The 24,689-nt window shown below is 63.3% G+C and carries 23 protein-coding genes; 17 read left to right on the forward strand and 6 right to left on the reverse strand.

What is annotated here, in order from left to right:
* The first annotated feature begins 4 nt into the window (after positions 1 to 4).
* The 3 genes from FNZ07_RS07700 (at position 5) to FNZ07_RS07710 (ending at position 5,489) form a co-directional block, all read left to right on the forward strand.
* On the forward strand, positions 5 to 553 hold the full coding sequence (locus FNZ07_RS07700) for a (2Fe-2S)-binding protein (protein ID WP_091015156.1): 549 nt from the start codon (positions 5 to 7) through the stop codon (positions 551 to 553).
* Positions 550 to 4,185, forward strand: coding sequence for a molybdopterin cofactor-binding domain-containing protein (locus FNZ07_RS07705; RefSeq protein ID WP_091015159.1), 3,636 nt, complete (start codon positions 550 to 552; stop codon positions 4,183 to 4,185). Before FNZ07_RS07700 ends, FNZ07_RS07705 begins: the two co-directional genes overlap by 4 nt.
* 86 nt (positions 4,186 to 4,271) lie before the next feature.
* On the forward strand, positions 4,272 to 5,489 hold the full coding sequence (locus tag FNZ07_RS07710; RefSeq protein ID WP_091015162.1) for an ABC transporter substrate-binding protein: 1,218 nt from the start codon (positions 4,272 to 4,274) through the stop codon (positions 5,487 to 5,489).
* A gap of 64 nt (positions 5,490 to 5,553) precedes the next feature.
* On the opposite strand, the gene FNZ07_RS07715 is transcribed toward FNZ07_RS07710, so the two are convergent.
* Complete coding sequence (locus FNZ07_RS07715) at positions 5,554 to 6,882, reverse strand: omega-aminotransferase AptA (RefSeq protein ID WP_091015164.1); 1,329 nt, start codon at positions 6,880 to 6,882, stop codon at positions 5,554 to 5,556.
* A 184-nt stretch (positions 6,883 to 7,066) separates the two neighbouring features.
* On the opposite strand from FNZ07_RS07715, the gene FNZ07_RS07720 reads away from it, so the two are divergent.
* Positions 7,067 to 8,476 (forward strand): aminotransferase-like domain-containing protein, encoded by a 1,410-nt coding sequence (locus tag FNZ07_RS07720; protein ID WP_091015167.1) that lies wholly within the window; start codon positions 7,067 to 7,069, stop codon positions 8,474 to 8,476.
* A gap of 30 nt (positions 8,477 to 8,506) precedes the next feature.
* Here the strand turns inward: FNZ07_RS07720 and FNZ07_RS07725 are convergent, their stop codons facing one another.
* Positions 8,507 to 9,121, reverse strand: a complete 615-nt coding sequence (locus FNZ07_RS07725) for a LysE family translocator (RefSeq protein WP_091015853.1) — start codon at positions 9,119 to 9,121, stop codon at positions 8,507 to 8,509.
* Positions 9,122 to 9,472: 351 nt separating this feature from the next.
* Between FNZ07_RS07725 and FNZ07_RS07730 the strand changes: the two genes are divergently transcribed.
* The 3 genes from FNZ07_RS07730 to FNZ07_RS07740 all read left to right on the forward strand — a co-directional run bounded on the left by FNZ07_RS07730 (position 9,473) and on the right by FNZ07_RS07740 (position 12,635).
* Positions 9,473 to 10,024, forward strand: coding sequence for a DUF1269 domain-containing family protein (locus tag FNZ07_RS07730; protein ID WP_091015169.1), 552 nt, complete (start codon positions 9,473 to 9,475; stop codon positions 10,022 to 10,024).
* A 50-nt stretch (positions 10,025 to 10,074) separates the two neighbouring features.
* Entirely contained in the window at positions 10,075 to 11,364 is a 1,290-nt protein-coding gene (locus tag FNZ07_RS07735; RefSeq protein ID WP_091015172.1) for an NRAMP family divalent metal transporter, read from the forward strand.
* 167 nt (positions 11,365 to 11,531) lie between these two features.
* Positions 11,532 to 12,635 carry a lysylphosphatidylglycerol synthase transmembrane domain-containing protein gene (locus FNZ07_RS07740; RefSeq protein WP_091015175.1) on the forward strand — a complete coding sequence of 368 codons (1,104 nt, stop codon included), beginning with the start codon at positions 11,532 to 11,534 and terminating at the stop codon, positions 12,633 to 12,635.
* Between the two features lie 72 nt (positions 12,636 to 12,707).
* Here the strand turns inward: FNZ07_RS07740 and FNZ07_RS07745 are convergent, their stop codons facing one another.
* Positions 12,708 to 13,064, reverse strand: a complete 357-nt coding sequence (locus FNZ07_RS07745; protein WP_091015179.1) for a chaperone modulator CbpM — start codon at positions 13,062 to 13,064, stop codon at positions 12,708 to 12,710.
* Positions 13,061 to 14,065, reverse strand: a complete 1,005-nt coding sequence (locus FNZ07_RS07750) for a DnaJ C-terminal domain-containing protein (RefSeq protein WP_091015855.1) — start codon at positions 14,063 to 14,065, stop codon at positions 13,061 to 13,063. The genes FNZ07_RS07745 and FNZ07_RS07750 overlap by 4 nt, the downstream gene beginning before the upstream one ends.
* A gap of 314 nt (positions 14,066 to 14,379) precedes the next feature.
* Here FNZ07_RS07750 and FNZ07_RS07755 point away from each other — a divergent pair, with 314 nt between their 5' ends.
* From FNZ07_RS07755 to FNZ07_RS07800, 10 genes are all read left to right on the forward strand, one after another.
* Positions 14,380 to 14,961 carry a universal stress protein gene (locus FNZ07_RS07755; protein WP_091015182.1) on the forward strand — a complete coding sequence of 194 codons (582 nt, stop codon included), beginning with the start codon at positions 14,380 to 14,382 and terminating at the stop codon, positions 14,959 to 14,961.
* Between the two features lie 74 nt (positions 14,962 to 15,035).
* Positions 15,036 to 16,490 carry a F0F1 ATP synthase subunit beta gene (atpD, locus tag FNZ07_RS07760; protein WP_091015184.1) on the forward strand — a complete coding sequence of 485 codons (1,455 nt, stop codon included), beginning with the start codon at positions 15,036 to 15,038 and terminating at the stop codon, positions 16,488 to 16,490.
* Positions 16,487 to 16,903 carry a F0F1 ATP synthase subunit epsilon gene (locus FNZ07_RS07765; RefSeq protein ID WP_091015186.1) on the forward strand — a complete coding sequence of 139 codons (417 nt, stop codon included), beginning with the start codon at positions 16,487 to 16,489 and terminating at the stop codon, positions 16,901 to 16,903. The genes atpD and FNZ07_RS07765 overlap by 4 nt, the downstream gene beginning before the upstream one ends.
* 9 nt (positions 16,904 to 16,912) lie before the next feature.
* A complete protein-coding gene (locus tag FNZ07_RS07770; protein WP_091015189.1) occupies positions 16,913 to 17,215 on the forward strand; it encodes an AtpZ/AtpI family protein in 303 nt (100 codons plus the stop codon).
* Positions 17,208 to 17,489 carry an N-ATPase subunit AtpR gene (locus tag FNZ07_RS07775; protein ID WP_143098111.1) on the forward strand — a complete coding sequence of 94 codons (282 nt, stop codon included), beginning with the start codon at positions 17,208 to 17,210 and terminating at the stop codon, positions 17,487 to 17,489. Before FNZ07_RS07770 ends, FNZ07_RS07775 begins: the two co-directional genes overlap by 8 nt.
* Positions 17,486 to 18,181, forward strand: a complete 696-nt coding sequence (locus tag FNZ07_RS07780; protein ID WP_091015193.1) for a F0F1 ATP synthase subunit A — start codon at positions 17,486 to 17,488, stop codon at positions 18,179 to 18,181. The genes FNZ07_RS07775 and FNZ07_RS07780 overlap by 4 nt, the downstream gene beginning before the upstream one ends.
* Positions 18,178 to 18,426, forward strand: a complete 249-nt coding sequence (locus FNZ07_RS07785) for a F0F1 ATP synthase subunit C (protein ID WP_091015198.1) — start codon at positions 18,178 to 18,180, stop codon at positions 18,424 to 18,426. The genes FNZ07_RS07780 and FNZ07_RS07785 overlap by 4 nt, the downstream gene beginning before the upstream one ends.
* A gap of 13 nt (positions 18,427 to 18,439) precedes the next feature.
* A complete protein-coding gene (locus tag FNZ07_RS07790) occupies positions 18,440 to 19,189 on the forward strand; it encodes a F0F1 ATP synthase subunit B family protein (protein ID WP_091015200.1) in 750 nt (249 codons plus the stop codon).
* Positions 19,170 to 20,756: a F0F1 ATP synthase subunit alpha gene (locus tag FNZ07_RS07795; RefSeq protein WP_091015202.1), complete on the forward strand. Its 1,587-nt coding sequence runs from the start codon at positions 19,170 to 19,172 to the stop codon at positions 20,754 to 20,756. Before FNZ07_RS07790 ends, FNZ07_RS07795 begins: the two co-directional genes overlap by 20 nt.
* Positions 20,753 to 21,646, forward strand: coding sequence for a F0F1 ATP synthase subunit gamma (locus FNZ07_RS07800; protein ID WP_091015205.1), 894 nt, complete (start codon positions 20,753 to 20,755; stop codon positions 21,644 to 21,646). Before FNZ07_RS07795 ends, FNZ07_RS07800 begins: the two co-directional genes overlap by 4 nt.
* A 34-nt stretch (positions 21,647 to 21,680) precedes the next feature.
* Here FNZ07_RS07800 and FNZ07_RS07805 read toward each other — a convergent pair whose 3' ends face one another.
* Positions 21,681 to 23,174, reverse strand: coding sequence for an amino acid permease (locus tag FNZ07_RS07805; RefSeq protein WP_091015208.1), 1,494 nt, complete (start codon positions 23,172 to 23,174; stop codon positions 21,681 to 21,683).
* Between the two features lie 32 nt (positions 23,175 to 23,206).
* The gene (locus FNZ07_RS07810) at positions 23,207 to 24,592 is read right to left on the reverse strand and encodes a glutamate decarboxylase (RefSeq protein ID WP_091015211.1); all 1,386 of its coding nucleotides are present in this window, start codon (positions 24,590 to 24,592) and stop codon (positions 23,207 to 23,209) included.
* Between the last annotated feature and the right edge of the window lie 97 nt (positions 24,593 to 24,689).

Raw genomic sequence — 24,689 nt, forward strand, 5'->3', positions numbered from 1 at the left:
CGCGATGAACCGCACCGCTACCCTGACGCTCGATGTGAACGGTGCGTCGCACACGCTCGCCGCCGATCCCGATACACCTCTGCTGTATTTGCTGCGTAACGATCTCGCGTTGAACGGGCCGAAGTTTGGCTGCGGGCTCGGCGAGTGCGGCGCGTGTACGGTGCTGCTCGACGGCATGCCGACGCGCTCGTGTGTGACGACGGCGCGGGTCGCACAGGGGCGTGCGATTACGACGCTCGAAGGGCTTGGTACACGCGCCGCGCCGCATCCGGTGCAGCAGGCATTCATCGACGAACAGGCCGCGCAGTGCGGCTACTGCCTGAACGGCATGATCATGACCACGAAGGCGCTGCTCGACCGCGACCCGACACCTGCGCTCGACACGATCCGGCGTGAGCTGTCGCGTAATCTGTGCCGCTGCGGTACGCACGTCGAGATCCTGCGCGCGGTGCAGCGTGCAGTGCAGTTGCTGGCCGAGGCACGCGACAAGGCGCATCAAGCGGCGCTCGCAGACCAACGCCCGCCTGAGCACATCGCCGGAGATCGCTCGTGACCGGCCCCGAATTCGGCGTACCGCGCGATCCACAGCCTGGTTCAACTTCGCCGCAGCGGCTCGATTTCGCCTCGAACGTGCTGATCATCACGCGCATGCCGCAGGCACCGGTGCAGCCCGCGCCGGGTCAGCCCGGTTCGCGCTCGTCGTTTGTGCCGACGCAGACCGAGATGTTCGTCGTCGTACGCGGCGACGGTAGCGTTGTCGCGTTCAACGGCCACGTCGATCTCGGTACCGGCATCGGCACAGCGCTTGCGCAGATCGTTGCCGAAGAACTCGACGTGCCGCTGACGCGCGTATCGATCGTGCTCGGCCATACGCGCGAGGCGCCGAACCAGGGGCCAACCATTGCGAGCGCGACGATCCAGATTTCCGCTGTGCCGCTGCGCGCCGCCGCAGCGCAGGCACGCCGTTTTCTCGTCGCTGAGGCGGCGAAGCACTTTGCACTCGACACCGAAGCGCTGGCGGTGCGCGACGGCGTCGTCTATCCGCGCGACGCGGCACCCGCACAAGGCATCGGCTATGGCGAACTGATCGCGGGGCGCCGCATCGAATTGCCACTGGTGCTCGATACGCCGGTGAAGTCGCCTGACGACTACCGGGTCGTCGGCCGTAGTACGCCGCGTATTGACATCCCCGCGAAAGCTACCGGCGAGCCGGTGTTCGTGCACGACGTCCGCGTGCCCGGCATGCTGCATGGCCGCGTGGTGCGGCCGCCGTATGCGGGCGTCGCGCAGGGCGACTTCATCGGTCGGTCGTTGTTGCACGTGGACGAAGCATCGATCGCCGATCTGCCTGGTATCGTGAAGGTCGTCGTGATCCGCGATTTCGTCGGGATCGTCGCCGAGCGCGAAGAGATCGCGCAACAGGCGGCGCGCCGTCTGCACGTGCGCTGGAAACCCTACGACGAACTGCCGCCGCTAGAAACGAGCGAGCAGGTCGAAGCCGCGTTGCGCGCGAATCCGTCGAAGCGGCGCGACCTCGTGATCGAAGGCGACGTCGACGCGGCGCTTGGACAGACCGATGACACGTTGCAACGCACGTATGTCTGGCCGTTCCAGATGCACGCGTCGATCGGACCGTCGTGCGCGGTTGCCGACTATCGCGAAGGTTCACTGAAGGTCTGGTCCGGTACGCAGAACCCGCACTCGATGCGTGCCGATCTCGCGCTGCTGCTCGCACTCGACGAAGCGCAGATCGAAGTCGTCCGCATGGACGCGTCCGGTTGCTATGGCCGCAACTGCGCGGACGATGTCGTGGCCGACGCGGCATTGCTGTCGCGTGCGGTCGGCGTACCGGTGCGCGTGCAACTATCACGTGAAGACGAACATGCGTGGGAGCCCAAAGGCGCGGCGCAATTGATGGACGTGCGCGGCGCACTCGATAGCGAAGGGCAGCTTGCCGGTTACGACTTCTCGACACGCTATCCGTCCAACGATGCACCGACGCTAGCCCTGCTGCTCACAGGCACGATCTCGCCGCAACCGCAGGTGTTCGAGATGGGCGACCGGACGGCGGTGCCGCCCTACGACTACAAGACGATGCGTATCGTCTGCGACGACACGCCGCCGATCGTGCGTGCATCGTGGCTGCGCGGTGTGTCGGCATTGCCGAATACGTTTGCACACGAATCGTTCATCGACGAACTGGCTGTGCAGGCGGGGATCGATCCGGTGGCGTTTCGCTTGCAACATCTAACCGATCCGCGCGCCATCGATCTGGTGAAAGCAGTGGCCGAGCGGGCGGACTGGGTTCCGCGGCGCGCCGCGACATCGCCCGATGAAGCACGCGAAGCAGAAGCCGCCGATCAAGGCGACATTCTGCGCGGCCGCGGCTTTGCCTATGCACGCTACGTACACAGTAAGTTTCCCGGTTTCGGCGCCGCATGGTCCGCATGGGTCGCGGACGTCGAAGTGAACCGGCGCAGCGGCGAACTGGCGGTGACGCGTGTCGTCGTCGGCCAGGATACCGGCATGATGGTGAACCCCGGCGGCGTACGTCACCAGATTCACGGCAACGTGATCCAGGCGACGAGCCGCGCGCTGAAAGAGCGTGTGACGTTCAGCGATAACGCGGTGACGAGCCAGGAGTGGGGCGCGTATCCGATCCTCACGTTTCGCGAGGTGCCGGTCATCGACGTCGTGATGATGCCGCGCCACGGCGAGCCACCGATGGGCGCCGGCGAATCTGCGTCGCTGCCTGGCGCGGCGGCGATTGCGAATGCACTGTTCGATGCGACCGGCGTGCGGTTTCGCCGGCCGCCATTTACGCCCGAAGTAATTCGCGCGGCACTTGCCGATGCGCAGGCCGAAGAGGCGAGGGCGCGCAGAAAGAAGCGCTGGCGTTTCGGCTTTTTCGGTGCGCTCGCGGCAGGTGCGGTGGGCTGGCTCGGTGCGTTGTCGCTCGCACCGCAACCGATTGCACCGATCGCCACACCGCTAGCGAGTTCGTTCGCCCCTGAGCTGATCGCGCGCGGCAAACTGCTCGCCGCTGCCGGCGACTGTGCGGTGTGTCACACCGCGCGCAACGGCGTGCCGAACGCGGGCGGCCATCCGCTCGCGACACCGTTCGGCACGGTCTACAGCACCAACATCACACCCGATTCACAGACCGGCATCGGCAACTGGTCGCTCGAAGCATTTACGCGCGCGATGCGACAAGGCATCCATCGCGACGGACGGCACCTGTACCCTGCGTTTCCCTACACGTCGTTCCAGAACGTCTCCGACGACGACATGAAAGCGCTCTACGCGTACCTGATGGCGCAGACGCCGGTACGTTCGCGACCGCCGCAAACATCGCTCGCGTTCCCATTTAATGTGAGACCGCTGATGGCGGTGTGGAACAGCCTGTTCCTCACGCGTACAGCCGTCGCAAGCAATCCGGCGCAGAGCGCGCAGTGGAATCGCGGGGCGTATCTCGTGAACGGGCTCGGGCATTGCAGCGCGTGTCACTCGCCGCGCAACGCATTCGGTGCGGAGCGCACAGGTGCGGCGTTTCTCGGTGGCGGCACCGCGGACGGCTGGCAGGCACCGGCTTTAACCGCGTTGTCCGACGCACCGATACCGTGGACCGAAGACGAACTGTTCAGCTATCTGCGCTTTGGTCACGCACCGCTGCACGGTGTGGCCGCGGGGCCGATGGGGCCGGTAGTGAGCGAACTTGCGGAACTGCCCGACAGCGATATTCGCGCGATGGCTACGTACCTAGCGTCGTTCACACCAGTGGAAGCGAACGCGAACCCGCATGCGCTTGCGCAAGAGTACGAGCAGGCGAGCAGCCAGATATCGACGGCGACGGGCCTCGGCGCGCGGCTCTTCGACGGCGCCTGCGCGGCCTGCCACCATACCGGCAGCGGACCGCAACTGTTCGGTGCGCATCCATCGCTTGCGCTCAATACGAACCTGCACGGCGCGGTGCCCGACAATCTGATTCGCGTGATACTCGACGGTATCGGCTCGCCGGCGCGGCCCGAACTCGGTACGATGCCGGCTTACCGCGACAGCTTCAACGATGCGCAGGTCGCCGAACTCGTGTCGTACCTGCGGCAGCAGTTCGCGGGCGGCAAGCCCGCATGGCGGAACGTCGAAGCGACAGTCGCGCGAATCCGCGCCACGCCGCACGCCGACTAAGCCGCACCGCACGACGACGCTTCGCACCCGGTTTCAGCAGTCCGTATTCCTGTATTCCCGCATTTCCACCAATAACGGAGAAACGCATGACCACGCGCGCAGGATGGATGACCCAACTCACTCGCTGCCTTGTTCCGTTGACGCTGTCGCTGGCCGCCACGGGCGCGTTTGCACAGCAGACGATCAAGATCGGCGAGATCAACAGCTACAAGGCGCAGCCCGCCTTTCTCGGCCCCTACAAGAATGGCTGGAACCTCGCGCTCGACCAGGTGAACGCCGCGGGCGGGGTGCTCGGCAAGCAGCTCGAAGTCGTATCGCGGGACGATAACGGCAACCCTGGCGACACGATTCGCGTCGCGCAGGAGCTGATTGCGCGCGAACAGGTGCAACTGCTGTTCGGCGGCTTCCTGTCGAACACCGGGCTCGCGTTGACCGATTTCGCGAAGCAGCGCCACATCTTCTTCCTCGCTGCCGAGCCGCTGACCGACAAGATCGTCTGGGCCGACGGCAACAAATACACGTACCGTCTACGGCCATCCACCTACATGCAGGTCGCGATGCTCGTGCCCGAAGCGGCGAAGCTGCACAAGCAGCGCTGGGCGCTCGTCTATCCGAACTATGAGTACGGGCAGTCGGCAGTGGCGACGTTCAAGAAATTGTTGAAGGCCGCGCAACCCGATGTGCAGTTCGTCACGGAACAGGCGACGCCGCTCGGCAATCTCGACGCCGGCGCAGTCACCCAGGCGCTCGCGGACGCGAAGCCCGATGCGATCTTCAACGTGCTGTTCGGCGCGGACCTCGGCAAGTTCGTTCGCGAAGGCAATACGCGCGGGCTATTCAAGGATCGCAGTGTCGTATCGCTGCTGACTGGTGAGCCCGATTACCTCGACCCGTTGGGCGCAGAAGCGCCGACTGGCTGGATCGTGACGGGCTACCCGTGGTACTCGATCGACACTCCCGCGAACAAGACTTTCGTCGATGCGTACCGTGCGAAGTATCACGACTATCCGCGGCTTGGATCGGTGGTGGGGTACTCGGCGCTGATGTCGATTGCGGACGGCCTGAAGAAAGCCGGCTCGACCGATCCGGACAAACTGGCGGCCGCGTTCAAGGGGCTTGACGTGGATACGCCGTTCGGACCGATCGTCTACCGCGCGCAGGACAATCAGTCGACGATGGGCGCGTATGTCGGCGTGACCGGGCTGAAGGACGGCAAGGGTGTGATGACGTCGTTCAGGTATGTAGACGGTGCGAGCGTGCAACCGCCCGATGCCGATGTGAAGAAGATGCGTCCGGCGGACTGAGCGCGTCTGGAGCAGGTAGGGCCGCTTCGCTGATTTCGTTTGCGAGGCGGCCCGTTATACGACGTTACTGCACAGTCGCAAGCACGTTGCGCACGGTGCCGAAGATGTGCGCGATCTGCTCTTCGCTGACGATCAGCGGTGGCGAGAACGCGAGGATGTCGCCGGTAAAGCGCACCAGCACGCCTGCTTCGAAACACTTGACGAACGCTTCGTACGCACGCGCGCCCGGTGCGCCGTCGCGCGGTTCGAGTTCGATACCCGCGACCAGGCCGAGATTGCGAACGTCCTTCACATGCTTCGCATCGCGCAGTGCGTGTGCCGCAGCTTCGAACGTCGGAGCAAGCGACGCGGCGCGGCCGAACAGATCGTCACGACGATACAGATCGAGCGTAGCGACCGCGGCGGCGGCAGCGGCCGGATGTGCCGAATACGTATAGCCGTGAAACAGCTCGATTGCGCCAGGCGCGCCGCCGTTCACGACGGTGTCGTGAATCGTGCGACTCGCGGCGACCGCGCCCATCGGAATGGCGGCGTTGTTGATCGCCTTGGCCATCGTCAAAAGGTCCGGCGTGACGCCGAAATATTCGCTTGCCGTTGCCTTGCCGAGGCGGCCGAAACCGGTGATCACTTCATCGAAGATCAACAGGATGCCGTGCTTCGTGCAGATGTCGCGCAGCTTTTGCAGGTAGCCCTGCGGCGGCACCAGCACACCGGTCGAACCGGCAACCGGCTCGACGATGACAGCAGCGATCGTCGATGCGTCGTGCAGCGTGACAATGCGTTCGAGTTCGTCGGCAAGATGCGCGCCCCATGCCGGCTGCCCCTTCGAAAACGCGTTGTGCTCGAGGTTGTGTGTGTGCGGCAGATGATCGACGGCGGGGAGCAACGCGCCCGAATAGGTCTTGCGATTCGGCGCAATCCCGCCGACCGAAATACCGCCGAACCCCACCCCGTGATAACCGCGTTCACGACCGATCAGCCGTGTGCGCTGACCTTCGCCGCGTGCACGGTGATAGGCGAGGGCGATCTTCAGCGCGGTATCGACCGACTCCGAACCCGAGTTCGTGAAGAAAATCCGGTCGAGTCCGGCCGGCATCAGTTCCGCGACTTTCGATGCCGCTTCGAACGCAAGCGGATGACCCATCTGGAAGGTCGGCGCGAAGTCGAGTGTGTTGAGCTGCTGCGTGATCGCCGCAACGATCTCGTCGCGGCCGTGGCCCGCGTTGACGCACCACAGTCCCGCGCAGCCGTCGAGCACCTCGCGTCCATCGGTCGTGCGGTAGTACATGCCTTTCGCCGATTCCAGCAGGCGCGGTGCAGCCTTGAACTGGCGGTTGGCGGTAAACGGCATCCAGAAAGACGACAGATCGTCGATGACGGGGCGCGAAGTCACGGGTTATCTCCTCGAAGTGGTTTCCGCGGCGATTTCCATCAATAGACGGAAGTCCCCGCGGGACGGGCGTTGCGCAACTGTAGCGCCCGCGGTTAAATGGCGGACATAAACAGTTGACTCATTGTGCTGCCAGCTGTGCTGGTAGATTGGGGTCAACTGTATTGTTCAATCGACACCTCCCGCCATGATCGAACTCGAGCTGGACCGCGACCGCCGCACGGCGCCGACCCTTGTGGAACAGCTGGTGCAAGGCTTTGCGCGGGCGATCGATGGGCATTCGCTGCGCGCCGGCGCGTTGCTGCCATCGGTGCGGCAACTGGCCCAGACGCATCAGTTGAGCACCTTCACGGTCACTGAAGCCTATAACCGTCTTGTTTCGATGGGGCTCGTAGTCGCGCGTCGCGGTTCCGGCTACCGGGTCGCGCCCCGCGAGACCTCGCGGGCGAGCGCCGGGCAATGGCAGAACTGGCAACCACCTAGCCTGACCGCGACCTGGCTGCTGTCCGATGTGTTCGCGGACCAGTCGGTGCCGATCAAGGCGGGTGGCGGCTGGCTACCGAACGAATGGATCAACGAAACGGGACTGCAGCACACGCTGCGTGCGTTGAGCCGGGTGCCGGCGGCGCGGCTTGGCGACTATGGGCATCCCTATGGCTTCGCGCCGTTGCGCGAGCGGATCGTCGAGCAACTGGACCGGCGCGGACTACCCGTCGATGTATCGAACGTGTTGCTCACGCAAGGCGCGACCCAGGCGCTCGATCTGATCGTGCGCACATTGCTGCGTGCCGGCGATGCGGTGATCGTCGAAGATCCCGGCTACTGCAACCTGCTGCAGATTCTCAAACTCGCCGGACTGGTCGTGCATGGCGTGCCGCGCACGCCGACTGGCATCGATACCGATGTGCTCGAAGCGCTCGTCGCCGCACACCAGCCGAAGGCGATCTTCGTCAACACGACGCTGCAGAATCCGACCGGTGCGAGTTTCAATATGGCGGCTGCGTTCCGTCTGTTGCAGATTGCCGAACGACATCGCATGTGGGTGATCGAGGATGATGTGAGCCGTGAACTCGCGCCGCCTGGGGCGCCGATGTTTGCGGCGCTCGAGGGTTTGCAGCGCGTGTTGTATGTCGGTGGGTTTTCGAAGACGGTGACACCGGCCTTGCGCTGCGGCTACGTGGTCGCCGAGCGCGACGTGCTGCGCGAACTCGCGCGTACGAAGATGGCGGTTGGGTTGACGTCGTCGGAGGCGATCGAGCGGATGGTCGACAAGGTGCTCGTGGAGGGACGCTATGCGCGTCACGTCGAAGCGGTGAACGAGCGTCTGAAGGCTGCGCATCTGACCGTCGAGGCACGTCTCGATGCGCTCGGGCTCGAAGTGTTTCACCGGCCGCGCGCGGGCTTGTTTCTGTGGGTGAGGTTACCGGTCGAAGCCGAGCACGCGGCCGACATTGCGACCGCTGCGCTCGCGGACGGCATCTGGCTGGCACCGGGTTCGTACTTCCGTCCCGACGATGCGCAGAGTGCGTGGTTTCGTTTCAACGCGCCGTATTCGACCGATGACGCGCTGTGGCGATTCATCGAGCGGATTCGTTGAGGGCTTTCTTAGCGTTGCTTGCGTGTTTTCTCAGGCCATCATCTTCAGTGCGACCGGATACAGCGACAGCACGAGTAGCACGGCCATCCCGACGTTGAACACGCGCAACCACACCGGGTTTGCTAGCAGATTCCGCAGCGCCATGCCGAACGCAGCCCACAGGCAGATGCACGGCAGACCGACCACATAGAACAGCACGGCCATCAGCGTGGCATTGAGGCCGAAGTCCGCGCTCAGATGAACGGTCGTGGCCGCGGTCAGCACCATCATCCATGCCTTCGGATTGATCCACTGGAACGCGATCGCTTCATAAAAACGCATCGGTCTGCGTTCGCCTTTGCGTACCTGCACCTGGCCCGAAGTGCCGATCTTCCACGCGAGGTACAGCAGATACACGACGCTCGCGGTTTCCAGCACCGTGTACAGCAACGGCCAGCGACGGAATGCTTCGCCGAGCCCGAATCCAACCGCGAGCATCAGCAGGACGACGCCTGCACTAATGCCGAGGATGTGCGGCAGCGTGCGGCGAAAACCGAAGTTCACGCCCGACGCGAGCAGCATCGTGTTGTTCGGACCGGGCGTGATCGTCGTGACGAGCGCGAACAGGATGCCGGCGGGCAGGGCGCTGAGGGTATCGATGGACAGCATGGGAGGCTCCAGGAGAGTCGTTGCATGCAGTCTAGCGAATGTGACCGGTACGGTACCGGTACAGAATGATGGATGGTTTCCGGTACGGATGGGGCAAGGGAAAGTGCGCGCAGCCCCTGTATGTGTGGGCCATCGTTCCTGAGGGCGAACAAGGTTCGTGATAGTGCTTTGCACGCGTAAACGCTTACCCTGTCCGATTCCGTACCGACTTCGACCCCCAGCGCGTGCACCGTCGTATCGTCGCCGTGGCCGCAAAGTCAACGATTCTCGACTGGTTGCGCGACACACCAAACCGTTCAGGGTGAACAGCCGGGGCGGACTCTTCGTCCCAATCAAGGACACAACCCCATGACTTCCCATGACATCGTCATTGCCGTCTTCGACGATCATCGCGAAGCCGACGTCGCCGTGCGCAAGCTCATCGACGGACGCTTCCAGATGAAAAACTTCAGCGTGATTGGCAAGGGCTACCACACGGAAGAAAAGATCGTCGGCTTCTACACGATCGGTGACCGTATGAGGGTCTGGGGCCGGTACGGTGCTTTCTGGGGTGGCCTGTGGGGCCTGTTGATCGGCGGCGTCTTTCTGACGGTTCCGGTGCTCGGTTCAGTCGTGGTGCTCGGTCATCTGGCCGCGATGGTCGTCTCGGCGATCGAGGGAGCGGTGGTGGTCGGTAGTCTCAGCGCGCTTGGGGCGGCGCTCGTCAACGCTGGGCTGCCGAAAGAACACGTCGTCCACTACGAGGCGGCGATCAAGGCGGACGGATTTCTGGTGATCGGGCACGGCTCGACGGGGGAGATGACGCGCGCAAAGTCCATCCTCGCTTCCCACAACCCGTCGCGCCTCGACTTGCACACCGGCGTGACACCCGTCGATCAACCTGCAGCCACGGCGATCTGATACGCACCGACGAGACAGCCCCGGCGCGTTCGACAGGCGCCAGGCACACGATGAACACGCTCTCACGCGATCCAGTCAAACAGCCGCTTCGCCCGAAGCTGCTCCAGGTGATGGGGCCGGGCCTCATCACCGGCGCCTCCGACGACGACCCCAGCGGCATCGCCACCTATTCGCAGGTCGGCGCGCAGTTCGGCTACAGTCTTGGCTGGACCCTGTTGCTAAGCTATCCGCTGATGGCCGCGATCCAGGAGATCAGCGCGCGCATTGGCCGCGTCACCGGATACGGCATTGCCGGCAATCTTCGCCGGCACTACCCGGCATGGCTGTCCACCAGCATCGTCAGCCTGCTGCTGGTCGCGAACATCATCAACCTGGGCGCAGATCTCGGTGCAATGGGTGCCGCGCTCAAACTGCTGATCTCCGGCCCGGCGCTCCTGTACGTGTGTCTGTTCGGCGCGCTGTCGGTGGGGCTGGAAGTCTTTACCCGCTATGCGCGTTATGTCTCGGTGCTGAAATGGCTGTGCCTGTCGCTGTTCAGCTATGTGATCTGCGCGTTCGTCGTCAAGGTGCCCTGGGGCGAAGTCGGCCGTGCCGTCATCTGGCCGTCGCTTTCCGCGAGGTCCGATTACATCGTCGCCATCGTCGCGGTGATGGGCACGACGATCAGCCCATATCTGTTTTTCTGGCAAGCCGAACAGGAAGTCGAGGACGAGAAGGAGCGACCCGGCGCACACGCGCTGACCCATGCCCCCTGGCAGGCGCGTACCGAGTTTTCCCGCATCCGGATCGACACATACGTCGGCATGGCACTGTCGAACATCATCGCGTTCTTCATCGTGACGACAACCGCGACGACCCTGCACGCGCACGGCCTCACCAACATCCAGACCTCCGCGCAGGCGGCCGAAGCGCTGCGGGCCGTGGCAGGCCGCTTCACGTTTGTGGTGTTTGCCGCGGGCATTATCGGTACCGGTCTTTTAACGCTGCCCGTGCTTGCCGGTTCGGCGGCGTACGCGGTCGGCGAACTACGCGCATGGAGGGTGGGGCTGGCAAGACTTCCACGCCGCGCGAAAGCGTTTTACGGCGTCATCGTCGCAGCAACCGCAATCGGCGTCGGCCTGAACTTCACGGCGATCGATCCGGTGAAGGCGCTGTACTGGAGCGCGGTGCTCAACGGAGTAGTCGCCGTGCCAGTGATGATCGTGATGATGCATCTGTCGATGCGCCCGGCGATCATGTCGAAATTCACACTGCCGGCGCCACTGCGCATCCTGGGCTGGATCTCTACGCTCGTGATGGCGGCGACCGTGGTGGCAATGGGCATCGCGTGGCTGGTGTGAAGCAACGCGATAAACGGACCGATGCTCACAGACTCCGTACCGGCAGCTCTTCGGCCATCAGTCTGTTCGTACCGCTGCGGAACCGCTCAAGGAAAGCACGCCCGTGACTCGCGTTTGTGCTCAGTTCACTTTGATTACAGCTCCGGCGTCGGAGACTGCTCCGAGACATGACGACTCCCGCTACTCCGTCGGACTATCAACCGGTTGCAGGCGGCCAGCACGGCGCTGTTTCGCAGCTGGGAAATCCGCGGGTTCCCTTGATCGGAACCGGCCTGCTGAGGATTGCGCCGGGCTGGGCCAGCAAAGCATCACATCTGCGCTCGCTGATGTTCTGGGTGGTCGGTTTGATGGGGTTTCTCGCCGTCATTCTCGTCGTCCTGCACTTCGGTTCGCTGGAAAAAATGGTCGCGCTCGTGCGAACGGCACAACCGGCGTGGCTGCTTGCAGCGCTCGCCGTTCAGGCCGGCACGTACGTGAGCGCCGCCTTCGTGTGGCGTCAGGCGCTCGCGCAAGCCGGCCACTCGCTGCCGTTGCCCACACTTGTGCCCCTTGGTATCGCCAAGGTGTTTACCGATCAGGTCCTGCCAAGCGGAGGGATTAGCGGCACGATGCTGGTTGTCCGCGGCCTGATTCGACGACAGATTCCCGCGGAAATCGCAATGGGCGCGATGCTGCTGGGTCTGGTCTCCTACGACGCCGCCTATCTGCTAGTCGTGCTCAGCAGCGCGGGCATTCTGCTTTCACATCATCGCCTCAACCTTACCTTAAGGATCGGCGTCACGATCTTTGTTGTCGTGACCGTGGCGGCACCCGTCGCCGTGCTCGGACTCAAGCGATGGGGTCAGCGCGCGCCTGTTGCATGGTTGAGCCGGCTGCTCGGAATGACCGTGCTGCTTCGGGCGCTAACCGATGCACCCACCGGTCTTCTGCGCAGCCCGCGCCTGCTGATGCAAACCATCAGTCTCCAGCTGGCGATTTTCGTGCTCGATGCGTCGACGCTCTGGCTCGCATTCAATGCGCTCGGCAGTGTGCCGGCGCTGTGGGTCGTGTTCGTCAGTTTCGCGATCGCATCGATGGTCGCGACGATCGGCCCGATCCCGGTCGGCCTTGGAACCTTCGAGGCGACGTGCGTCGGCATGCTGGGCTTGCTCGGCGTACCGGTTGAGGTAGCGCTGGCGGGAACCCTCCTGTTCCGCGGACTGACCTTCTGGCTTCCGATGCTGCCTGGCGTCTGGCTGGCCCGGCGCGAGGTCAGTCATTCGCCGCCGTAGGTCTGCGTGCCATCGCATTGGTTGACCATTCGACGCTTACAGACTCCGTACCGACGGAAGCACCACTCGAGGTCATGCTCCCGGATGGAATTTGAAGCGCCTCCGCCCAGACACAAAGGTCGATCGACTGAGAAGCTGCGAACGCAATGCCGCGATTTCGTCCAGGAGATCGAGCGCAAGTGCAATGCCCGCCGCATTGATCTGAAAATCGCGAGTCAGGCGCTGAGCAGTCAGGACACGGTGCAAGGCATCCCCACCGAAGCGCGTAGCGCGCGCATCGGTGGTTCGCACCTCCACGACCCCTTCGGCGACCCAGAGCGCCAGTTGCTCTTCCGACGCGCCGGTTGCCCGGCACAGCTCGACCAGTGTGAATTCGACCTGTTCCTCGATCACTTGGGCTTCGAGCCACGTTACACGAGATTCATTCATGATTCGTCATCCGCAAAATGTGCACGCGGATCGAAGCTGAACGCGTGCCGCATGGCCTCGTAGCCAGCGCGGGCCCGATCGCTGTCGGCAGGTGGCAAAACGATGTTCAGGTTCGCGTACAGGTTGCCCGGCGTAACGCCAGGAATCCCTTTCCCCTTGAGCCGCAGGCGGCGGCCGCCGGCGGACCCGGCGGGTACCATTACTTCGACGGGGCCGTCCGGCGTCGGTATCGTGATGCATGCGCCGAGCGCGGCTTCCCACGGCGCCACCGGCACGTCGATCGATACGTCGCGACCGTCAACATGAAAGCGCGCGTGATCGCGAAAGCGGATCTCCAGGTACAGGTCTCCTGCAGGACCTTGTCCGAACCCGGCGCCGCCTTGCCCGATGAGTCGCAGGTGCTGTCCGCTGCGCACGCCTTTCGGAATCGTGATGTTCAGGGTGCGCGATTGCAGCGTGACGCGGCCGTCGGCATCGACGGCGGGTATTGCCAGCGAAATCGTGCGCTGTGCACCGTGATAGGCATCGCCCAGATCGATGATCGTCTTTGCGTGATGATCGCGGCCGGGGATCGAATAGGGTGTAGCACCTGCGTGGCCGTTCCGATCGGGTGTTGCCGTCCCACCGCGAGCGAAGCCCGCCGCACGCGAGCCTTCGCGACCGCCTCCGAATAGTGACTCGAAGAACTCGCTGAACTCAGTCGGGTCATTCGCCTCGCGACCTCGTCCGCTGAATTCGAAACCCTCATCCCATTCGGGCGGCGGTTCGAACTCCTGGTTGTCGCTCCATCGGTCGCCCATACGGTCATAGGCGGCGCGCTTTTCGGTGTCCTTCAGCACGTTGTAGGCTTCACCGACTTCCTTGAAGTGCGCCTCGGTGTCGCTCAGCTTGCTGAGGTCCGGGTGATATTTTCGGGCGAGCTTGCGATACGCGCGCTTGATCTCGTCCTGCGTCGCAGTACGCGGCAACCCCAGCGTTTCGTAATAGTCCTTGTATTTCATTTCGAAGACCGGGAAGGCAATCGCCTCAAAAGGTTCGTCCATAACCGCTACGACGCTGTTCGATGCCACAGCGAAACTCGTCGGATCTAGATCGAATCGAATTTTCGGAGCGCCAACGCTCCAATCCAATGTGCGCGAATGTAGCGATGAAGTCGGTACGGTCGCGTACCCGGGCGCCTTGCGTTTTTGGCCACTGCTACTGACGACAGCGTGGCGAGGAATACGACGCGAGGCGAACGGTACGCCAGCGGACCGACGAAACGTGTGGCGAAACGTCAGGATGCTCACATTGACGTGTATCGAGGGAGCCCGGCATGTTCGAACGAATCATCGTAGCTGTCGACGGTAGTGAAACTGCCCGCCGCGCGCTCGACGCAGCGCTCGATATCGCCAGTCACGTCGACGCATCGCTGCGCGTGATCTACGTGATCGCCGATCCGACAATCTATTGGGATGCGCCGGGCTACGATCCGTCGATCCTTCACAACGCACTTGCCGAAGAAGGCGAAAAGCTTCGGGGCGAGTCAATCGAGCTGTTCAGGAAGCGCGATGTGCGCGGCGATATGAAAGTGATCGACAAGGACGCGCTAGACGACGTCGCGACCAGCATCGTCGAAGCCGCATGCGAATTCCATGCACATCTTCTGGTGCTTGGTACACATGGGCGTCGAGGCGTGAGGCGCCTGTTGCTCGGAAGCGTAGCGGAACACTGTGCGCGTCTCGCAGCGCTACCGGTGTTGCTGATCCCGGGGCGCGAACCCATCCACGACCAGGCAATCGCCACACAGGCCGCTCATCTACCGTCGGACATTCCGGCAGTTCTCGCTCCTGCGATAACGGGCGGACAGGCAGAAAAAAATCATCCGATCCACGACGATTTCAGTTCAAGGACGTGATCACGAACACTCCACTTTCCTTCGGCGCCGTCCGGGCAGCCAAACCGTCAGACTGGATTCCCGACTCGCAGGCGATGGTTGAACCAGCAAGTCGCGACGAACCGCTTGGGCGAGTCTGCGCAGTGCGCGGCGCGGTCGTGGACGTCGCCTTCGACGTCGGTGCACTGCCGCTGATAGACGAAGCCCTGGAGATTTGCGCCGACGATGCCTCGCCGATCATCGCCGAAGTACAGGCGCACCTGGACGAATGCACCGTACGCGCGCTTGCTTTGCGTTCGACCGATGGACTGCGGCGGGGTGCGCATGTGTGGGCTTCGGGCAGGCCGATCGAGGTGCCCGTCGGTGACGCAATGCTCGGCCGCCTGATCGATGTGATCGGCGTGCCCGGCGACAACGGCCTGGCATTGCCAGTCGACGTGCCGCGCCGGGCGATCCATCGGAAGCCTCCGCCGCTCGCTTCGCGCGGCGCTGGCACGAAGATCTTCGGAACCGGCATCAAGGCAATCGATTTACTCACGCCACTGGCCCAAGGAGGCAAGGCCGCGATGTTCGGCGGCGCAGGTGTCGGGAAGACCGTACTTGTCATGGAGCTGATCCACGCAATGGTCGAGCGGTATCAAGGTATCTCGGTCTTCGCCGGTGTCGGCGAGCGGTGTCGCGAAGGTCATGAAATGCTCAACGACATGCGCAACTCAGGCGTGCTTTCCCGTACTGTGCTCGTGTACGGCCAGATGAACGAGCCGCCCGGTGCCAGATGGCGTGTGCCGTTGACGGCGTTGACGGTCGCTGAGTACTTCCGCGACGAACGGCACCAGAACGTTCTGCTGCTGATGGACAACGTCTTTCGCTTCGTCCAGGCCGGTGCGGAAGTGTCGGGGCTGCTCGGCCGATTGCCGTCGCGCGTCGGATACCAGCCGACGCTTGCCACCGAGGTCGCCGCGCTGCAGGAGCGGATCATGTCGGTCGGCGATGTGTCCGTAACGGCCATCGAAGCGGTCTACGTGCCCGCTGACGACTTTACCGACCCCGCCGTGACCGCCATCGCGGCGCACGTTGACAGTATGGTCGTGTTGTCGCGGTCGATGGCTGCCGAGGGCATGTATCCCGCTATCGACCCGATCGCCTCGTCGTCGGTGCTGCTCGATCCGCTTGTTGTCGGCGACGAGCATGCGGAGATCGCCATCGAGGTGCGGCGCGCCGTAGAGCACTACCGCGAGTTGCAGGACGTTATCTCGCTCCTGGGCGTCGAAGAGCTGGGTGCGGACGACCGGCGTATCGTCGGGCGCGCACGTCGCCTGCAGCGTTTCCTGACCCAGCCCTTTACGGTGACGGAAGCGTTCACCGGCGTGCCTGGCCGCTCGGTTGCAGTTGCCGATACGCTCGCTGGCTGCAAAGCCATCGTCGACGGCGAATGCGACGACTGGCAGGAGAGTTCGCTCTACATGGTCGGCACGCTCGATGAAGCGCGTGCGCGGGAACAGGCAACCCAGACCGCAGGTGCACCCAGTCCTGGGGGCAAGAAGACATGAACTCGACGCTGCGCCTGACCATCGCCACGCCCATGAGTATCCTCGTCAACGCGGAAACCATCGTCACGCTGCGTGCCGCGGACGAAAGCGGCAGCTTCGGCATCCGACCGGGTCATGCCGATTTTCTCAGCGTGTTGACCCCCACCGTGCTGCGCTGGTTCAACGCGGACCACGTCGAGAGATTCTGCGCGGTGGAAGAGGGCGTCCTGAGCGTATCCGGCGGAGGCAGCGTGACGATCGCATGCCGCAACGGCGTCCTTGGCGATTCTCTGGCAGCACTCGACACGCAGATCGCCGCTGCCCGTGTGAAACGAGTCGAGGTCGTGCGTCAGACCCGTGTCGAACAGGCCCGACTGCATGCGCAGGCCGTGCGCGAACTGCTGCGTTATCTGCGCCCGGCCGGGCGCACATAGGGGGCGAACGTGAGTGAGCCGAACGACGGCGACCGACTCGGGTATGTCACGAGGCAGGCCCGTTCCCGCGCTCGCGAGGCACGCGACGACCCCGAGCCGACGCCCGGCGGACGCCTTGCACAGATCGGCATTCTCGGCTGGTCGATCGTCGTCCCGACGCTGCTCGGTCTCGTCGCCGGTCATTGGCTCGACCGGTACTTCGGCACGGGCGTCTTCTTTGCCGCTCCCTTGCTGATGATCGGCGCGGCGACCGGTCTGTGGTCGGCATGGAAGTGGATGCATCGGCAGATCCGGAGCCCGCATCGTGATTGAACCTCTGTCGTGGATCGCGCAAGTACCCACCGGGTTAATCGCTGGCATGGCGGCGGGACTGCTTCATTTCTCGACGTTGCACGAAAGCGTTCGCCTGCTCACGTCCGGGCGGATGTCCAGGGCATTTGCCGCGCAGGGTGCCCGTTTCGGCCTGCTGCTCGTGGTTCTGTTTGTACTGGCGAAACTCGGCCCCTGGACGCTGTTGTGCAGTGCCCCCGGTATGCTCGTTGGCCGGTCGATCGTGTTGCACCGGCTTCGGCAGGAAACGTCATGATTCACTCCCCGCTTCTCAGCGTGCCGCTGTTTCACTTCGGCCCGGTGCCCGTCACAGCGGCAGTCGCGACGACATGGGTGATCATGGCAGTCCTCGTCGCGGCTGCTGCGCTGGGAACTCGCCGGCTGTCGCTGCGGCCTGCGAAGCTGCAGACCGTGCTCGAACTGCTGGTCACGACCATCGATGCGCAGATCGTCGACACCATGCAGACCCCTCCGTGCAAATACCGTTCGCTGATCGGCACGCTGTTCCTGTTCGTCCTGGTCAGTAACGTGTCATCGCTCCTTCCTGGAGTGGAACCGCCGACCGCTCATGTTGAAACCGATGCGGCACTCGCGCTCGTCGTCTTCTGCGCGACGATCTTTTACGGCATTCGCACACGTGGCCTGCTGCGCTATCTAGCCACGTTTGCGCAGCCCAGCTGGATCATGATCCCACTCAACGTGGTCGAGCAGATCACGCGTACCTTCTCACTGACCGTGCGCCTCTTCGGCAACGTCATGAGCGGCGTATTCGTCGTCGGTATCGTGCTGTCGCTTGCCGGGCTGCTGGTGCCGATTCCGCTGATGGCGCTCGATCTGCTCACGGGCGCAGTCCAGGCCTACATTTTCACGGTTCTGGCGATGGTCTTCATCGGTGCGGCGCTTGCCGACAGTCCTGAAGAGTCTTCGATAAAACAGGGGGCGTCATGAATAATCTCATCCAGGCGATCAGCATTCTTGCAGCGGCGATCGCCGTTTCGTTCGGTGCCATCGGTCCTGCATTAGGGGAGGGCCGGGCTGTTGCCGCGGCAATGGATGCGCTCGCGCGCCAGCCCGATTCGGCGGGCACCATCTCGCGGACGCTCTTCGTCGGTCTGGCGATGATCGAAACGATGGCGATCTACTGTCTCGTCATCGCCTTGCTCGTGCTGTTCGCGAACCCCTTCGTCAAGTGAGGCTAGAGCGATCATGCACATCGACTGGTGGACACTCGGGTTGCAGACGATCAACGCGCTCGTGCTCGTCTGGTTGCTGGCGCGCTACCTGTTTCGCCCGGTCGCGAAGATCATCGCCGCGCGGCAGCAAGCGGCAACCGATCTCATAGCCGATGCCACTGGGGCAAGGGCGGCGGCAATTGCCGACCGACAACGGGCAGCAGACGAAGTCGTGTCTATCGCGCGACAGCGCAACGACATGCTCGTGACGACGACGGCGGAGGCAGAAAAGTTGAAGGCGTCGATCGAAAGTGCCGCTCATGTCGATGCGAACCGTTTGCGCTCGGCCGCGCAGGTCGATATCGAGAATGCGCAGCTGGCAGCAGCGGACGGCGATGCCGACGGGGCTTCGCGACTCGCGATCGATATTGCGGCAAAGCTGCTCGACCGGCTGCCGCAACAGGTACGGGTCGCCGGCTTCATCGACGGCCTCGCGAGCGAACTCGCGAAGCTGCCCGATGAGTCCCGAACCGAACTGGGCCGCGACGGCGCGATGGTCCGCCTGATCGTTCCTCGTGCACTGCAAACCGATGAACTTGCAGCCTGTCATGCCGCGCTTATCCGGGTGCTTGGTCATGACGCACAGCTGCTGGTCAGCATCGACGCAACTGTACTCGCGGGTCTCGAACTCGAAACGCCGCACGCGATCGTGCGCAACAGCTTTCGCGCCGACCTCGCCTATCTCCAGACCGAGCTGCTCACCCATGACGAAGACCACGCCTGACGCCTCCGGTGATGCGTGGCTCGCGCGCAGCCGGGCCACGCTCGCACGTGCGCAGCCCGGCTCGCATGCCGACGCTGTGGGTCGCGTCGAGCACATCGCCGATGGTATTGCGCTCGTTTCGGGTCTACCCGACGTGCGCCTGAACGAGTTGCTGCGCTTTGACGGCGGCCGTTTCGGCTTCGCGCTCACGCTCGATGTCGATACCATCGGCACCGTGCTGCTGGACGACGGCGCGGCGATCTCGGCGGGCTCCGTCGTCACCGGTACGGGACAGGTCGTGGAGGTGCCCGTCGGACCCGGCCTGCTCGGACGCGTCGTCGATCCACTCGGCCGGCCACTCGACGACCTAGGCCCGATACAGGCCGAATCGCGGATGCCGATCGAACGGCCGGCGCCCAGCATCATCGAACGTGATCTGGTCGCTCAGCCGGTCGCGACCGGGATCCTCCTGATCGACGCGCTGTTCGCGATCGGGCGCGGACAACGCGAGTTGATCATCGGTGATCGGGCGACGGGCAAGACCTCGATTGCGATCGACGCGATCGTCAATCAGAAGGACACCGACATGGTCTGCGTGTACGTGGCTATCGGCCAGCGTACTTCGGCAGTCGAGCGCGCGATTGCCGCGGTGCGGGAGCACGGCGCGCCCGAGCGTTGCGTGTTCGTGTTCGCGTCGGGGGCAGCGTCGGCTGGCCTGCAATGGATTGCGCCATTCAGCGCGATGACGATCGCCGAATACTTCCGCGACCGCGGGCAACACGCGCTCGTCGTAATCGACGATCTGACCCGACACGCAGCGACGCACCGCGAACTGGCACTCCTTACCCACGAGCCACCCGGGCGCGAAGCCTATCCGGGCGACATCTTCTATCTCCACGCGCGTCTTCTTGAACGGGTCGCGAAGCTCTCGCCAGAGCGCGGCGGCGGCTCGCTCACAGCTTTGCCGATCGCCGAGACCGATGCAGGCAACCTGTCTGCCTATATTCCGACCAATCTGATCTCGATCACCGACGGTCAGATCGTCCTGAATACGAGTTTGTTCGCTGCAAACCAGCGACCCGCTATCGATGTCGGCCTGAGCGTCAGCCGGGTCGGTGGCAAGGCCCAGATGCCGGCCTTACGAAACGTGTCCGGGCGCCTGCGTCTCGACTATTCGCAATTCCTCGAGCTGGAAATGTTCTCGCGCTTCGGGGGGCTCACCGACGCGCGCGTGAAGGCTCAGGTTGTGCGTGGTTCGTGTATTCGTGCGCTCATCACGCAGCCGCGCTTTACACCGCTGCGGCCTGTCGACGAAGTCGCACTGCTCGCCGCGCTCGCCGAGGGCGTGTTCGATAGCCTCCCCGTCGACAGCATCCCGGCGATACGGGCCCGTCTTGCCGGGCATCTCGACACCGTCGGCAATAGTGCAGCAACGCTCCTGCGAGACACCGGAAAACTCGACGACGCAACATTGGCAATGCTCGTGGCCGCTGTACGTGATCTCGCTCAAGTGTGCGGTACGACGACATCAGCAGGAAAGACTCCGCCGGTACAACCGGTACCGGCCGTCCAGCCAGGCACATCATGAGCAACCGGCTCGGCGAGGTCCAGGCGCGCATTGCAAGCGTGCACCAGCTCGAATCGGTGGTGAGCGCGATGCGTGGTATCGCGGCCGCCCGCTCGAGAGAAGCGCAAAGTCGTATCCCAGCAATCCACGCGTGCGCCGACATGATTGGTGCCGCCATCAGCAATGCGCTGATGCTCGACGGTCACGATGACGCAACCGCGCGTCCTGACGCCGCGCTCGATGCCGAGGTCGTGGTCATCCTGTGTGCGGAGCAGGGTTTTGTCGGCACGTTCAACGAACACCTGGTCGAAACCGCGACGCGCCGGGCGGCGTCGGCAGCGATCGAATACCTGCTGGCCGGTGATCGCGGCATTCCGACTGCTGCCGAACATGGCCTGACGATCGGCTGGTCCGCACCCATGGTCGCCCATGCAGATGAAGTTCCGGCCCTTGCCGACCGCATCACGGTCGCTCTGTACGAGCGCCTGAACGCAGGGCGCGCGACACGGGTGACGCTGCTGTACGCCGTGCCGAATCCATCGGAGGCAATCGAGGTCGTGCAAAGCGCCTTGTGGCCGTTCGATTTCAGGCGCTTCAAACCATCGAGCCGCGTCAATCCACCGCTCATTACGACGACCCCGCAGCGCCTGCTCGCGCGGCTCGCGCAGGAGTACATCTACACGCAGCTCTGCGAGGCCGTCATGCTGTCGTTCGCTGCAGAGAACGAAGCCCGCATGCACGCAATGATCGCCGCGCGCACCAACGTCCACAACACGGTCGATCGGCTGGCCGGAGAAGCTCGCAGCCTGAGGCAGGATGAGATCACATCGGAGATCGTCGAGCTTTCGTCGGTCAGGCTTGCCACTGCGCTGCCACGTCGAAAACGACCACGGCAGATGAAGAGCCCGTGATGCCCCGATGCCTGGTCTGCCGTCACGACTGCAGTTAATTCACCGGACTCTTTGCCACCGGGATCAGCGGCACCCGCGGCAGGATCGGCGCAGTCGCCCAGCCGCTGCGGCGGACGTGGTGAATGATCAAGGGGATGCCTGCGAACAGCACGATGCCAGATATGACGAGTGCCGTGTAGAGCATGGGCGAGCCAACCGGTAACTGATCCGGCGGAAAGAACGCGACAATGAAGCTGAATGCCACACCCGCAAAGCCGACGCCCGCAGTCAGCCACATTCCCGCCATCCCGCCCGGCACCTTGAACGGACGTTGCAGCGTCGGCGCTGAATAACGCAGCTTGATTGCCGCGCCATACATCAGCATGTAGGCAATCAGGTAAAGCGCGATCGTCATCGCCGAGATCAGGAAAAAGGCCACCGATACATCGGGAATGACGAAGTAGAAGCAGGACATCGCGGTAACGATCACCCCCTGTACGAGCAGGATGTGCTTCGGCATGCCTTTGCTGTTCTTTGCTTGCAGGATTGGCGGTAGCTCACCTTCGCGGGCCGTTTCGAGCAGGCCACGCGAAGGACTCCCGAGCCAGGCAAGCACGCCGCTGATCGCGCCAAGTGCCACTAGCAGCGACAACGCCGATACCGCCCAACCCATATGCCAGATGTCGGTGATGATCGCACTGAACGTATCGAATACGCCCGATTGCAAAGAGATCTTTTCATACGGCAGGATCGCAGCGATGGGTAGCGCGCCGAGTGCGAATATGAGCACGGAGATGAGGGCGCCGAGACCGATAGCGGCCGGATACCCGCGGCTTGGGCTGCGCATCTCCATCACGTGCACGGCCTGTACTTCGACGCCCGCGAACAGCAATACGATACCGGCAAGGAAAGCGATCGTGCCGAAACCATGAATCGCCGGCCAGAAGCGCGCGTGTCCGTCCTGTGACAGCGCCGCCACTTGCAGCTGCTCCCAGCCGATCGGGTGACCAGTGTTGACCCAATAGCCAAGCAACGCCAGCAGCACGATACCCGGTACGATGGTACCGATGACAAACGTCCAGTTGGCGATCTTCGAGAACACCTCGACGCCCTGCAATACGATCCACGTGGCGATCCAGTACGCAACGATGCAGAACGCGCCGACATAGTTGCCGTTGGTCGCGAGTCCCGGTTTCCCGATGGTGTAGGCGATCGCTGCCGCGCCGAACGTCAACGCCACCGGAAACCAGACGACGTTCTGGATCCACTGCAGCCAGATCGCGAGGAACCCCCAACGCGTCCCGAATGCTTCTGCGACCCACGTATAGATTCCCCCGCGCCGATCGGAGAACGCTCCACCCAGCTCGGCGGAGACGAGCGAAGCGGGAATCAGGTAAAAGACCACCGTGAAGGCGAGATAGACGAACATCGTCATCTCCTCCTTCGCCAGCAGGGGCAGTCCGCGAAGACTGGTGACGACGGCGGCCGCCGTCATTAACCCGATTGAAGTAACGCTCAGGTATTTGCCTCGCTCAATTGTCTTGTCCATTTCACATGCTCCTGTGGGTTTTCGGTATCGGGTCAATCGTGGTGAAAGCTCGGACCGGCTGTCGACTGCCGCACCGGGTTCTTTGCCAGATGCGCGACCGCGCGCCGGATGTCTTCGAGCAGCAACGCCGCCATGTCGCGCGTCACGCCACGCCGTATCAGAACACGCTGGACAATCGTTTCTTCGCGTCCCGCCGGAAGCTTGTACGAGGCAATCTGCCAGCCCCGCATGCGTACATGGTCCGACAGATCGAACAAGGTGAAACCCGCGGTAGCCGGGTACCTGAGCTTGTAGCAGACAGCCGGGAGTGCTCCGCGACCGTCGTAGATGAGTTCGAGCGCCTCGATCTTTGCAAGTCCATCGGCGAGTGCCTGTGCCGTGTCCGCGCATTCCTGCTGGATGTGTCGATACCCTTCGCGCCCGAGACGCAGCAGCATGTAGTACTGCGCGATGATCTGTCCGGCTGGGCGCGAGAAATTCAGCGCAAAGGTGGGCATGTCGCCACCCAGATAGTCGACACGAAAGATCAGGTCACTGGGTAGATCGGCGGTGCTGCGCCACACGACCCAGCCCACTCCTAACGGGGCGAGCCCGAATTTGTGCCCGGACGCGTTGATGGATTTGACACGCTCGACGCTGAAATCCCAGTCGAGATCCGGTTGAATGAACGGCGCAACGAATCCACCGCTTGCCGCATCGACGTGAATCGGGATGTCGAGACCGACGTCGCGTTGCAATGCATCCAGCGCGTTCGCCAGCGCCTTGACGGGTTCATACACGCAAGTGAAGGTGATACCCAGCGTGGCGACGACGCCGATGGTGTTCTCATCGCACCAGGCAGCCAGCTGTTCCGGCTGCAGGCCGAGTGAATTGCCATCAAGCGGAACCTGACGCATCTCGACATCGAAGTAACGTGCGAATTTTTCCCAACAGACCTGAACCGGGCCGCAGACGAAGTTCGGCTTGTCTGTCGGCTTGCCTTGTGCCGCCATGCGCTGCTTCCACCGCCATTTGAGCGCAAGGCCGCCGAGCATGCAGGCTTCGCTGGACCCGGTCGTAGAACACCCCGTGGTCTTCCATGACCGGGGGGCGTGCCACAGATCGGCAAGCATGTGCACGCAGCGCATCTCGATCTCGGCGGTCTGCGGGTATTCGTCCTTGTCGATCATGTTCTTGTCGATCGAAAGATCCATCAGACGACGGACCTCATCATCGGCATAGGTCGTGCAGAACGTCGCTACGTTCTGGCGGGAATTGCCGTCCATGAACAGTTCGTCGCGTACCAGATCGAATACGGTGCGCCGGTCCGACGAGGTTTCGGGAATACGGTACTTCGGGAGGGACGACCCGGAAATCGTCGCCATGTAGTCATCGGCCACTGCGTCCGGTGTGGGCGGTGCGGACTTGAGAAAGGTCATGATGTCTTGCCTCTTGCTTGAGAAAGGACTGCTATGAATGAGCCGTGCCGCACGGGATCGAATGGGCGCCACGGAGAGTCTTGCAATCGCAGCGCAT

The sequence above is a fragment of the Paraburkholderia megapolitana genome (genome assembly GCF_007556815.1).
Lineage (GTDB): Bacteria > Pseudomonadota > Gammaproteobacteria > Burkholderiales > Burkholderiaceae > Paraburkholderia > Paraburkholderia megapolitana.

Excerpts from the sequence above, each read along its gene's own strand:
- FNZ07_RS07700 (WP_091015156.1), top strand. The coding sequence starts at position 5 with ATGAACCGCACCGCTACCCTGACGCTCGATGTGAACGGTGCGTCGCAC.
- FNZ07_RS07710 (WP_091015162.1), top strand. The coding sequence starts at position 4,272 with ATGACCACGCGCGCAGGATGGATGACCCAACTCACTCGCTGCCTTGTT.
- FNZ07_RS07720 (WP_091015167.1), top strand. The coding sequence starts at position 7,067 with ATGATCGAACTCGAGCTGGACCGCGACCGCCGCACGGCGCCGACCCTT.
- FNZ07_RS07730 (WP_091015169.1), top strand. The coding sequence starts at position 9,473 with ATGACTTCCCATGACATCGTCATTGCCGTCTTCGACGATCATCGCGAA.
- FNZ07_RS07735 (WP_091015172.1), top strand. The coding sequence starts at position 10,075 with ATGAACACGCTCTCACGCGATCCAGTCAAACAGCCGCTTCGCCCGAAG.
- FNZ07_RS07740 (WP_091015175.1), top strand. The coding sequence starts at position 11,532 with ATGACGACTCCCGCTACTCCGTCGGACTATCAACCGGTTGCAGGCGGC.
- FNZ07_RS07745 (WP_091015179.1), bottom strand. The coding sequence starts at position 13,064 with ATGAATGAATCTCGTGTAACGTGGCTCGAAGCCCAAGTGATCGAGGAA.
- FNZ07_RS07750 (WP_091015855.1), bottom strand. The coding sequence starts at position 14,065 with ATGAAATACAAGGACTATTACGAAACGCTGGGGTTGCCGCGTACTGCG.
- FNZ07_RS07755 (WP_091015182.1), top strand. The coding sequence starts at position 14,380 with ATGTTCGAACGAATCATCGTAGCTGTCGACGGTAGTGAAACTGCCCGC.
- atpD (WP_091015184.1), top strand. The coding sequence starts at position 15,036 with ATGGTTGAACCAGCAAGTCGCGACGAACCGCTTGGGCGAGTCTGCGCA.
- FNZ07_RS07765 (WP_091015186.1), top strand. The coding sequence starts at position 16,487 with ATGAACTCGACGCTGCGCCTGACCATCGCCACGCCCATGAGTATCCTC.
- FNZ07_RS07780 (WP_091015193.1), top strand. The coding sequence starts at position 17,486 with ATGATTCACTCCCCGCTTCTCAGCGTGCCGCTGTTTCACTTCGGCCCG.
- FNZ07_RS07785 (WP_091015198.1), top strand. The coding sequence starts at position 18,178 with ATGAATAATCTCATCCAGGCGATCAGCATTCTTGCAGCGGCGATCGCC.
- FNZ07_RS07790 (WP_091015200.1), top strand. The coding sequence starts at position 18,440 with ATGCACATCGACTGGTGGACACTCGGGTTGCAGACGATCAACGCGCTC.
- FNZ07_RS07795 (WP_091015202.1), top strand. The coding sequence starts at position 19,170 with ATGACGAAGACCACGCCTGACGCCTCCGGTGATGCGTGGCTCGCGCGC.
- FNZ07_RS07800 (WP_091015205.1), top strand. The coding sequence starts at position 20,753 with ATGAGCAACCGGCTCGGCGAGGTCCAGGCGCGCATTGCAAGCGTGCAC.
- FNZ07_RS07805 (WP_091015208.1), bottom strand. The coding sequence starts at position 23,174 with ATGGACAAGACAATTGAGCGAGGCAAATACCTGAGCGTTACTTCAATC.
- FNZ07_RS07810 (WP_091015211.1), bottom strand. The coding sequence starts at position 24,592 with ATGACCTTTCTCAAGTCCGCACCGCCCACACCGGACGCAGTGGCCGAT.